Below are 10697 nucleotides of genomic sequence, written 5' to 3'. Positions count from 1 at the left end.
CGCGTCCCGTGGCCGCCAGCGCCGATGCCCGCCGGGGACTGGCGGTGGTCACCGGGGCCAGCAGCGGGATCGGTGCCGCCAGCGCGCGGGCGTTGGCGGACGCGGGTTTCGACGTCCTGCTCGGCGCGCGCCGCGCCGACCGGCTGGCGGCGGTCGCCGCCGACATCGGGCCGGCGGCCCGCAGCCGTCCCCTGGACGTCACCGACGCCGCGTCCGTCCAGGCGTTCGCGGCCGGTGTCGCCTCCTGCGAGGTCGTGGTGTGCAACGCCGGCGGCGCGCTCGGGCTGGCCCCGGTGGCGGCGGCGGACGAGGCCGAGGCCGAGGAGGAGCGATGGCGGTGGATGTGGGAGGCCAACGTCGCCGGGGTCGCCCGTACCGTGCGGGCCTTCCTGCCCGCGCTGGTCGCTTCGGGTGACGGCCGCATCGTCGTGGTCACCAGTGTCGCCGGCCATCAGGTCTACCCGGGCGGGGGCGGGTACACCGCGGCCAAGCACGCCGCGGCGGCGGTCGTCCAGACGCTGCGGCTGGAACTGCTCGGCCAGCCGGTGCGGATCATCGAGATCGCCCCGGGCATGGTGGACACCGAGTTCTCTCTCGTCCGCTTCGACGGGGACGCCGGACGGGCCGCCGCGGTCTACACCGGCACCGTCCCCCTCACCGCCGACGACGTCGCCGACGCCGTCACCTGGGCGGTCACCCGCCCACCGCACGTGACCATAGCCCGGCTGGACCTCTTCCCCCGCGACCAGGCCTCCGCCCGCGACGTCCACCGCCGGCCCTGACACCCCCGCCCACCCGAACCGGCGGCCAAGCCGAGGCGGCCGAGTCACGGGAACGAGTATGTAAGTGGTCGCTGGAGCAGCCACTTACATACTCGTTCCGTCCCCTGCTCCGGGTCAGCGGCGGCTGCTGTTGGCGGCGGGGTCGCTTGGGGGATCGTCGGAGGGTCCACGTTCAGCTTCGTTCCGTCCCAGCGGAAGGTCACGTCGGCCGTTCCGGCGGAGGGGCAGCGGATCCTGTCCGCGGGGTCGTACAGGTCGTAGCGCGGTACGACGGGCTGCCCGGCGAGACGTTGGTCGTGCCCCGAAGACGCTGTCCGGCTTTGTCCCTTACCCGCGTAGCAGGGTGATCGGGCGGCCAGCGGGGCTGGTGACCGTGGTGATGGCGGTACGTTCGTCGATGGGGGGGGCCGCGGGGCGCTGGTCGAAGATGGCCAGGGTGCCGGTGCCGAGCTGGAAGCGGTCGAGATAGCGGTCGAGCTGCCTGAGGCCCTGGCGGAGCGGGTCCGTCTTCTTCGAACGCCAGGTCTTGATCTCCAACGCCTCACGCTGGACACGGCGGGAGCCGTCGGCGGTGACGTAGGGCCAGCGGATGTGCAGGTCGACACGACCCGTGCCGACCGCGTACTCACGCTCGACAAACCCACCGCCGTTCACGACACGCTGGAGGTATCCCATGAGGATCAGCTGGGGAGCCGCCTCGTGGTAGAAGCCCGTCCTGACCAGAAAGTCACCGTTCTCGATCCACCAGTCGGCGAATTCGTCGAGCACCCTGGGGAAGTCGAAACCGCCCTCCGGGCGGACGAACGACCGGGGATCGGCGGTGACGCTCTCCTGGATGCTCGACGACAGGACCCGGGCGATGACCTCCCGATAGATCGGGTTCGCGACCCGGACCGGAGCCTTTGGCGCGATCAGGCCGAGGTCACGAACATAGACGAGATCATCGTCGTAGGGCTCGAGAGCGAACGGATCACCCGCCAGGAGGGGGCCGATGATCCGCTGGACCCGCGGCTGCGCGAGCTTGGCCGCGAGCGAGTCCAGATGCGTGGCGCGGTCCAGGACAAGCCGTTCCTTCGCGTCCTCGAGGTGCGCGATGGTGACTGGTTCGGGTGCGGGCACGGCCATTTTCTCGACGACCTCGCGGGCGAGTGCGTTGACCAGCCACGGCTGGCCGGCGGTGAGCTCGTAGGCGTGTTCGACGGCACCCGGGGCGAACCGCTGCCCGGTCTCGGCGGTGTGCTGACCGTAGAGCTCGGCGACCTCGTCCGGCGTGAAGTCTCCGAGCCGAAGGGACTCCAGTTTGACGTTGAAGGGACTCGCGGTCCCGAGACGGTCCGGATCTCCGCCGGCGAGCGCCTTGTATTCGCGGACATCACGCAGGCCGCACAGGGCAACCGAAACGGGGAACTCCTGGGATCGGGTCGGGAACCCGGCGCGGAGCTGGCGGAGCACGCTGATCAGGCTCTGTCCGCGTAGCGCGTCGATCTCGTCGAAGAACAGCACGAGTGGGCGTGGGCACGCCAGCGCCCACGCCCGCAGGGCCACCTGCAGCAGGCTGCCTTCCGACTCCGCGGACCAGGCCGGCGGGCGAAGATCCGTTGCCAGCTGGCTCTCGGCGTTGATCCTGATCTGGGTGAGGATGTCGCGGTTGGCCGCGCCGTAGTCGTCACCGGCGGCTTCGGCGACCTCGCAGGAGAAGTGCAGCGCCGCGTAGCGGCCCCGGGCGGTCAGGTCCTGCGCAAGCGCGCGCAGCGCGGTCGTCTTGCCGGTCTGGCGGGGGGCATGAACGACGAAGTAGGCATTCTGGCCGACGAGGGCCGGCGCCGCCGGCAGCCGTTCCAGCGCCGGGATCATGTAATGGTCGACGGGGCTGCACGGACCAGCCGTGTTGAACCGACGGCTCATCCGGTCCTTCCCCTCCACGGTCCCGCGGTGGCGCGTCCTCTGCGTGCCAGCCTACCGTGATCGACGATCAGCGACCCGCTGTGACGTCAGGAGAGCCATACTTCCTCGGGGCGGCCGCATGGCTCTACGTGTTTCATCCGGCTTCCCCGTGAAGTCACCGCCGAGTCACTCACGCCCGCGGCGGGTCCTCGTCTCAGTGCCATGCTCCGAATCGCCGGTCTCGCCCTGACGCTCGGCGCCCTCATCGGCCTCGGCGTGGGTATCGACTACGCACTCTTCATCATCACCAGGCATCGCGCCGGCCTGAAGGCCGGCCGGTCCGACACCAACACCGCCCGCACCATGGCGCCGCCGAGCTTCCGGCATTCCTCGCGGGCGGCGGCGACCTCGCCGAGAACCGTCAACGAGCCGCCCGGAGGCTTCCAGCGCAACCGCTCGTGATCGTCGCCACTGCTCGAACCGCGCCAGTTGTATCGCCACCGTGCCCATAGAAAGGTATACAGAGCATGCGTCAATACCAGATCCGTAATGAGAGGGACACGCATTCGTGGTAGCCGGGGGCGGACGCAGGCACGCACACTGGACGTATGTACCTGGCGAAGGCTGACGCTGGAAGGCGCCGGACGGTTCGGGTCGGCGAGCCGGTGGTCTGCGAGCTGCCGGAGACGCCGACCACCGGCTACCGCTGGCAGGCGCAGACCGACCCGGCCCTGCTGCGAGCGATCGGCGACCGCTACGAGGGCCCGACCGAGCCGCGTGGCGCCGGCGGCATGCGGATCTTCACTTTCGAGCCGCTGCAGCCCGGCCCGGTGCTGCTCCGGCTGGTGAAGAAGCGTAGCTGGTCGTTCCAGGTGACCGACACCTTCGACGTTCAGCTCGACGTGGCGGACTGATCTTCTCTTTGCTCCGTCGCGGCCGTCTCGCCGGCGGTGGAATCCGTGCATGCGCACGCGCGGCGAGTACCGGCCGGCTGCGGAACTCGGCGCACCGCAGACGTCGTAGAAATGCCAGCCGTCTGCGTCCCGCTGTGTCAGAATCATCGGTGGCGCGTCGTCAATGATGATCAACGCGTCCGACGTGACAACCGGAGGTGGCTGGATGGCCTCGCTTCATGGCTTACTCGAAAGCGGCTTGCTTTATCGCAAATACGAGGAGACGGTCCACGAGGGAATGCGGCTCGGCCGCAACCTGTGGCTGGATGCTCGAAGTCTGGCGTACATGGTCGAGAACGATGTCGCGGCGATGTCCGGGAAGCTGGTGGACCAGCTCTGGGACCGCCGGATTGTCATCCTCGACCAGGGCGAGCTCGGGTCGTGCACCGGGAACGCCGGCACCGGGGCGCTGGGCACCGAACCCTTCTACAGCGCGGTCGGCAGTAGGGCTCTGCCCGCGGCGGGCAACGGCAAGGCGCTGGAGGACTTTGCCGTCACGCTGTACAAGGATGCCACCGTCGTGGACGGCTATCCCGGCACCTACCCACCGGACGATACCGGTTCGTCCGGCCTGGCCATCTGCAAGGTACTCAAGTCACGTGGCACGATCAAGGGATATCGGTTCGCCCGCACCGCCTACGGTCTGCTGCAGCTGCTCCAGCACGGCCCGGTGCTGCAAGGAATGCCGTGGTACGCGGCGTTCTTCCACCCGGACGCCGCCGGCTTCATCGACGCTGACCCCAAATGGCGGTCCAGCGGGGTCGCCGGCGGCCACGAGGTCGAGGCGATCGGGGTTGATCTCGACACGCGGAACGTGTTCGACAGCGTGATCGTCTACGCAAACAGCTGGGGCACCGGCTGGGGCGACAACGGCCTTTTCCGAATGCGCCTGCGGACCTACGACCAGCTCAGCGGCGTGGACCTGCGACAGTACCAGGTGTAAATACCTGATATCGAATACCGCCAATGCCGACGACTGGGCTCGCCGAGCCTTTCCCGGTAACCACCCGTCGTGCCGTGCAACAACAAGGGTGCATCTGCACGACGGGTGTCGGGCGTTCCGCGAGCCTCGATGTCGCGCAACGGATCAGCTTTCCAGACCGGGTCGACCGCGTTGTGCCCCGGAAGACCTGCTGTGATCAGTCAGCTGCCCGCCCCGTCCCGCCTCTCGTCGAGCACCGACGGAACCTGCGTGAACGGCGCGGCTGAACGCAGGCGAGCCGCTTCCGCCGGTCAGGTTCAGGTGAGTGCCGGCCGGCGCCCACCTGACGAAACGTCGATCATCAGGACCCGTCATCTCGAAGGTGAGACCACCGAGCTCGTTGCGCCAGACCGGACACACATGATTGCCGGCGGCCATCGCCGCGACCGCGCCGGGCGTCGGCGCTTCGTCATCCCGGGGCGAACCGGCAACCATTTGATCACAGTAGCCAGCCCTCAACCGGGCCATCCGGGACGCCGCGGCGGTGGTGCCGGGTTCCTGGCGGGCTTCACGGACCGTGGCGAGCGTTCCGTGCCAGGACAGCGCCCGCGATATCGTGGGCGTATGGCGGCGTCACGCACGACTACGGTCACCGTCCCGATCGTCATCGAGCGTGACGAGGACGGCGTGTGGTGCGCGCATGCCCAGCTGCGTCCAGGTGTGGGCGCCCATGGCGAGGGCGCGACCGAGCAGGAGGCATTGGACGACCTCCGCGAGGCGCTCGTCGGCCTGATCGAGGAGTTCGGGGTTCCTCGGGAGCTGTCCGTCACCGTGGCGGCCTGATGCCTCCGGTTCCCTCCGTCCGAGGCATCCGTGTCGTCCACGCGCTGGAGCGCCACGGCTTCAAGGTGGCGCGAGTCAACGGCAGCCACCACATCATGCGTCACCCGGACGGGCGTGGAACGACGGTCCCGGTACACAGCGACCGCGACCTGGCCAAGGGCACCTTGCGGGGCATCCTGAGCGACATCGGCCTGACGATCGACGAACTCGCCCCGTAGCAGCCGCGCCCGACGACGGGGGCGTGTGGTGGACGATCAGGAGCGTCGGCATCGACGCCATGCTATTGGCCCGGTCACGGCTATTGGCCCGGTCACGCACCAGTCGTCCTCGTGCTGGAGCGAGACGCTCCCCGGCTTGGCTCGTGTCCGGTGGAGCCGCGGCATCTGTTCTCCGGTGTTCTCCGGCGCGCCGCCGGCGGCATGCGGTCCGGTGTCCGGTCTTCCATGCCCTATCTCGCCTATACCTACTACTTGACAATGCCAGGTACTCGGCTTAGCTTTCATCTATGACGCCGACGCATGATCCCCAGCTCCTCAAGGGCGTCCTGTCGTTGCTGCTGCTACGGCTGCTCGCCGAGCGTGAGTCCTACGGCTACGAAGTCGTCCAGCGACTGCGGGAGCTCGGGTTGACGGACATCAGCGAGGGCAGCGTGTACCCGGCGCTGGCACGCCTGGAACGCGAGGGCCGGGTGGAGGCGCGCCTGGTCGCCTCCCGGTCCGGCCCGGCCCGCAAGTACTACCGGTCGACCGCGGCCGGGACCCAGGCTCTGGCGGAAGGCACCGCAAGCTGGCTGTCACTGGCCGAGGTGGTCCACCCCGTGCTTGTCCGGCGCCTTCCCGACCCGCCCACCTCAACGGAGGACACCTGACATGGCCACCTCGCGGAGCACTCTCGACCGGCTGCGTATCGAACGCGCCGTGTGGACGATGAACGCCCGACTGCAGGACCTGCCGCGTAGATCCCGGATCATCCGGCGTCGGGAACTGCGCGACAACCTGCGGGCCGCGGCCGAGGACGTCGGCGCCCGGCAGGCCGTGCGCCAGCTCGGTGATCTGCGCATCCTCGCGGCCGGCTACCTCGCCGCCGAGTACGGCGAGCTGTCCCGGCGGCCGTCCTGGACCGCCGCGGCCGTCACCGTTCTCGGCGTCGACGTCCTCATGACGCTGCTCGAGCACGCCGGAAGGACCGCCTTCGACGCCGGGATCACCACGATCGCCCCGCATGCCACCGGCACCTTCCGCTGGACCGGGGTCCCCTATCTGATCAGCGACGAGACATTCACCTATCTCGACGGAACGCATACATCCGTCGGGGGAGCCTGGACCCCGCTGGTCTACGTGCTCATGTTCGCCGGGGCTTTCGTCACCGGACGGATGTGGCGGCTGATATCCGCCTGGCAGCGGCAGCGCCGCCAGGCCCCACTGGCCGTCGAAGAGGAAAGAAGTGGCGGCCGGGCATGACATCGCGGCCCGGCGCTGGAGCCAGGCGGATCCGGCCTGTCATACCGGCGAAACCGTTGGAGATCGCAATGACATGGCATGCATTCCGCGAATTTGTAACCGACACGTGGCGCCGCTCACCGGACGTGCGCGGCCCGCACCGGGCACATCGGCTGAAGTCTTCTGGCACGGTCCTCCCGGTCGTTGCGTTCCTCGCGACCGTCGTTCTGCTCTCGCCCCTGCTGGCGGGGGCGGCACCAGCCCTGGCCGGCACGGCAGCGCATCCCGCCCCCGAGCCGGACACGTCGAGGATCGACCCCGAGCTGCGCACGCTGCTGAGCGACGGCATCGCCGCCGGCGTCCCTGGCGCGGTGGTCCGAGTGCAGGACCACCGTGGGATCCGCCAGGCCGCCGCGGGGGTCGCCGATCTGGCCACCGGTGCGCCGTTGCGGCCGCAGGCCCGGGTGCGGGTGGGCAGCATCACGAAGACGTTCGTAGCCACAGTGGTACTCCAGCTTGTCGGGGAGGGACGCCTCACCCTTGACCGTCCCGTGGAACGCTGGTTACCAGGCCTGCTGCGGAACGGAAACAAGATCACTGTTCGGCAGCTGCTCAACCACACCAGCGGCCTGTTCGACTACACAGCCGACCCCAGCCTGGTGGCGGGCATCGTCCGGAATCGGGTCTTCGCCCCGACGGAACTCGTAGCCATCGCCGAAACCCATCCGGGTGCGTTCGCATCCGGTACCGCCTGGGAGTACTCCAACACCAACTACATCGTCGCCGGCCTGCTCGTCGAATCGATCACTCACCACCCGCTGGGCGAGGAACTCCAACGACGGATCTTCAAGCCACTGGGCCTGGCCGACACATCATTCCCCGCCACCACCGGGGAGCTACCCGGCTACTACGCCCACGGATACGTCCCGGCCGACCTCGTTCCCACGGCCGACGGCAGGCCGTTCGACGTGACCGGGCTCAATCCCTCGCACGCCTGGGCGGCCGGTGCCATCGTCTCCAGCGCCAAGGACGTGTCCCACTTCTACCGGTCCCTGATGGGCGGCGAGTTGCTCCGTGCCCGGATGCTCCAGGAGATGAAGACCACCACGGTAGAGAATCCCGCCGACCCGGACTTCCGTTACGGCCTCGGGATCGAACGGGTCCAGGACCGCTGCGGAGCGAACTGGGGCCACAGCGGCGCCATTTTCGGATACCAGACCATGGCGTTCTGGAACGAGGACACCACCCGTACGGTCGTCCTGGCCAGCACCATCCACCCCGCCCCCGCCCCCGCGGCCGCCGAGGCCGCGCTCGCAACGGCAGCCGACCACGCTCTGTGCGGGATACCTCGTTCCTGACACCACCGGCCGATGGGATATCTCGCCGTTTGGGAAACGGGATTCCAGGTTTCCCGCGCTGTTGGGACCTTCTGGGCATACGCGGACCCGGTAGGAGCGACGCAGGGACCCGAGGGCCTCGCGCCCGGCACACCGCGTGCCGGCCGGGGCTCTCAGCCATCTCCGGAGCCCGTATCCGCCACCGACGGCCCGGCCGGCTGCGGACGCCCGGTCACGGTAGGGCCGCCAGGCCGGAACATGATCCGGGTCAGCGGCGGCTGCCGTTGGCGGCGGGGTCGCTCGGGGGGATCGTCGCGGGGTCCACGTTCAGCTTCGTTCCGTCCCAGCGGAACGTCACGTCGGCCGTTCCGGCGGTCGGGCAGCATGTCTGGTCCGCGGGTTTGTACAGGGCGTAGCGCAGCACGACGACGGTGTCCCGGGCCGTGGCGACGCGGATGCCGGCGCTCGGGTCGGTGAAGTCCTTGCCGATCATCTCGGTGCCGACGAAGAAGAACCCGAACTGCTGGGGGACGGCCGGGGAGTCCGCCTTCCTGCCGATCAGGACGTTGAGGGCCCGTCCCCGCACGAAGCCGGAGCGGTCGGTCACGGTGAAACCGCGCTCGTTGAGCATGTTCGAGGCCTCGGCAAGGGTGAGCTGCCCGGCCGTCGCGTCCGCCGTCGGCGTGCCGGTGCGCGAGACCAGGGGGGTGGGGGTGGCGCTGCGTGGGCTCGCGGTGGGGCTGCGGCGGGCCGTCGACGTCCGGGCCGAGCTGGTGACCTGCGGGTATGACGGTGACGCCACGCTGGTCTGCGCGCTGAGCTGGGAATCCCGATCACGCAGGGTCAGCGCGGTGGCCACCCCGCCGAGGCCGGCCAGCGCCAGCAGCGCCACCACCACGGTGGCGAGCCGGCCGCGCCGGCGAGGCCGTGACGGGCCGGGCGGCACCGGCCCGTACGCCGGGCCCGGGCTGTGACCGGGGCTGTGACCGGGGCCGTAATCAGGGCCATGGCCCGGTGCGTTGTGTGGTGGGTGGTGATGGCCGGCCGGTGTCTGGTCCCACTGCGGCTGGTGGGCCGGTGTGTGCCCGAACCCCGGTGGCGCCGTCTGCTGGTAGGGCGCCTGGGGATAGGACTGCTGCTGGAACGGCTGCTGGTAGGCGTCGGCCGGCGGCCCGGCGGCGGGCGGCGGCCCGGCGGGCGCCGAGGTGGGCGGGGGTGTCAGTAACCACCAGCGGGCCAGGGCGGTCTCGGTCGCCCGGACGGATTCGCCCGCGTCGGCGACGTCGTGCCCGACGAGCCGGGCGACGAGGTGCGCGGCGGTCGGGCGCCGTGCCGGGTCCTTGTCGAGCGCCGTGGCCAGCACCGGGGCGAGGTGGGCGGGGACGCCGGTGAGGTCGGGCTCGGCGGTCATGATCTGTACTGCGACCGCCTCGGGCCGTTCGCCGGCGAACGGCTGGCGGCCGGTGGCGGCAAAGGCCATGCAGGCGCCCCAGGCGAAGATGTCGGCGGCGGGGCCGGCGCGCTCACCCCGCAGCTGCTCGGGGGCCATCCAGACGATGGTGCCGATCAGGGTGCCGGTGCGGGTGTGGCTGGTCGAGTCGGCCGCCCGCGCGATCCCGAAGTCGATGACCTTCGGGCCCTCCCAGGTGACCAGGATGTTGGACGGCTTGAGGTCGCGGTGGATCACGCCGGCGGCGTGGATGGCGACCAGGGCGTCGGCGAGCCCGACCGCCAGCCCGTCGAGCAGGTGCCCGGTGAAGGGCCCGCGCCCGGCCACCGCGTCGGTCAGGCTGCGGCCCTCGACGTATTCGGCCGCCATCCAGGGGCGCGGGCCGTCGAGGTCGGCGTCGAGGACGGCGGCCACACTGCCGCCGCGTACCCGCCGGGCGGCGGCGACCTCAGTGCGGAAGCGGCTGCGGAACTCCGGGTCGTCGGCGAGGCCGGGGGAGGGCACCTTGACCGCCGCCGGCCGGCCGTCCGCGCCGAACCCGAGGTAGACGGTGCCCATGCCACCGGCGCCGATCCGGCCCTGTAGCCGGTATGGCCCGATCTGTCGCGGGTCGTCGCTGGACAGTGGCTGGAGCACGCTTCTCCCTTCGGACGCCGTCCACCCGCGGCACCGGCGGCTGGCGCACCTGATTCTCCCTGATACCCGTCACCCGCTGCCGGCGCCAGGTGGCTTATGTCGATCATTCGGCGTTATCGACGTAGGGCAAAAAAATTTCTCTGGATCTCGGAAATTTGATCTAGTATATTAATGATCTCAAGGTATCAACGGAAAGATTTCTTTTCCCTTGGGGAGCTCCGCACGGAAAGGGGAAGCAGGATGTCGACCACCTCCACATCCGGCGCCACATCCGGCGCCACCGCCACACCGACGCCGACGGCCGCGCCCGTCCGGGGGTGGGCCGCCACCGCGGCCCCTCCCGCGCGCACCCGCCCGGCCGCGCGCGGCACGCTCGTCGACGCGCCCGCCGGCACGGCCACGCCCGCTATTTTTGGTCCCGCGGTCACGGCGGTCACGGCGGTCACGGCGG

12 protein-coding genes and 1 pseudogene are annotated in these 10697 nt (G+C 70.0%); 10 read left to right on the top strand and 3 right to left on the bottom strand.

The features are described 5' to 3' along the window. Nucleotides 1–8 precede the first annotated feature (8 nt). Nucleotides 9–782, top strand: a complete 774-nt coding sequence (locus NBW84_RS00990; RefSeq protein ID WP_250280824.1) for an SDR family NAD(P)-dependent oxidoreductase — start codon at nucleotides 9–11, stop codon at nucleotides 780–782. 44 nt (nucleotides 783–826) lie between these two features. On the opposite strand, the gene NBW84_RS00985 is transcribed toward NBW84_RS00990, so the two are convergent. Further along, nucleotides 827–1141 (bottom strand): LppP/LprE family lipoprotein, encoded by a 315-nt coding sequence (locus NBW84_RS00985; protein WP_445548443.1) that lies wholly within the window; start codon nucleotides 1139–1141, stop codon nucleotides 827–829. After that, nucleotides 1110–2687 (bottom strand): AAA family ATPase, encoded by a 1578-nt coding sequence (locus NBW84_RS00980; RefSeq protein WP_250280804.1) that lies wholly within the window; start codon nucleotides 2685–2687, stop codon nucleotides 1110–1112. Before NBW84_RS00980 ends, NBW84_RS00985 begins: the two co-directional genes overlap by 32 nt. 201 nt (nucleotides 2688–2888) lie before the next feature. Between NBW84_RS00980 and NBW84_RS00975 the strand changes: the two genes are divergently transcribed. The 8 genes from NBW84_RS00975 (at nucleotide 2889) to NBW84_RS00940 (ending at nucleotide 8181) form a co-directional block, all read left to right on the top strand. Continuing rightward, on the top strand, nucleotides 2889–3128 hold the full coding sequence (locus NBW84_RS00975; RefSeq protein WP_250280802.1) for an MMPL family transporter: 240 nt from the start codon (nucleotides 2889–2891) through the stop codon (nucleotides 3126–3128). Between the two features lie 146 nt (nucleotides 3129–3274). Beyond that, nucleotides 3275–3580: a protease inhibitor I42 family protein gene (locus tag NBW84_RS00970; protein WP_445548601.1), complete on the top strand. Its 306-nt coding sequence runs from the start codon at nucleotides 3275–3277 to the stop codon at nucleotides 3578–3580. Between the two features lie 238 nt (nucleotides 3581–3818). Beyond that, nucleotides 3819–4562: a C1 family peptidase gene (locus NBW84_RS00965; RefSeq protein ID WP_250280798.1), complete on the top strand. Its 744-nt coding sequence runs from the start codon at nucleotides 3819–3821 to the stop codon at nucleotides 4560–4562. 603 nt (nucleotides 4563–5165) lie between these two features. After that, nucleotides 5166–5384, top strand: a complete 219-nt coding sequence (locus tag NBW84_RS00960) for a type II toxin-antitoxin system HicB family antitoxin (protein WP_250280796.1) — start codon at nucleotides 5166–5168, stop codon at nucleotides 5382–5384. Then, nucleotides 5384–5602 (top strand): type II toxin-antitoxin system HicA family toxin, encoded by a 219-nt coding sequence (locus NBW84_RS00955; protein ID WP_250280794.1) that lies wholly within the window; start codon nucleotides 5384–5386, stop codon nucleotides 5600–5602. The genes NBW84_RS00960 and NBW84_RS00955 overlap by 1 nt, the downstream gene beginning before the upstream one ends. 287 nt (nucleotides 5603–5889) lie before the next feature. After that, nucleotides 5890–6252 (top strand): PadR family transcriptional regulator, encoded by a 363-nt coding sequence (locus NBW84_RS00950; protein WP_250280792.1) that lies wholly within the window; start codon nucleotides 5890–5892, stop codon nucleotides 6250–6252. A gap of 1 nt (nucleotide 6253) precedes the next feature. Then, nucleotides 6254–6844, top strand: coding sequence for a hypothetical protein (locus NBW84_RS00945; protein WP_250280791.1), 591 nt, complete (start codon nucleotides 6254–6256; stop codon nucleotides 6842–6844). A gap of 68 nt (nucleotides 6845–6912) precedes the next feature. After that, nucleotides 6913–8181: a serine hydrolase domain-containing protein gene (locus NBW84_RS00940; RefSeq protein WP_250280789.1), complete on the top strand. Its 1269-nt coding sequence runs from the start codon at nucleotides 6913–6915 to the stop codon at nucleotides 8179–8181. A 247-nt stretch (nucleotides 8182–8428) separates the two neighbouring features. Here NBW84_RS00940 and NBW84_RS00935 read toward each other — a convergent pair whose 3' ends face one another. Then, on the bottom strand, nucleotides 8429–10246 hold the full coding sequence (locus tag NBW84_RS00935; RefSeq protein WP_250280788.1) for a protein kinase domain-containing protein: 1818 nt from the start codon (nucleotides 10244–10246) through the stop codon (nucleotides 8429–8431). A 240-nt stretch (nucleotides 10247–10486) separates the two neighbouring features. Here NBW84_RS00935 and NBW84_RS00930 point away from each other — a divergent pair. Beyond that, nucleotides 10487–10697: pseudogene (locus NBW84_RS00930) on the top strand (L-lysine 6-transaminase); the annotation flags it as partial.

Source organism: Protofrankia sp. CiP1_Cm_nod2, from assembly GCF_920664355.1.
Classification (GTDB): Bacteria; Actinomycetota; Actinomycetes; order Frankiales; family Frankiaceae; genus Protofrankia.
The sequence above is the reverse complement of the archived record's forward strand: the minus strand, read 5'-3'. Positions and strand labels throughout refer to the sequence as shown.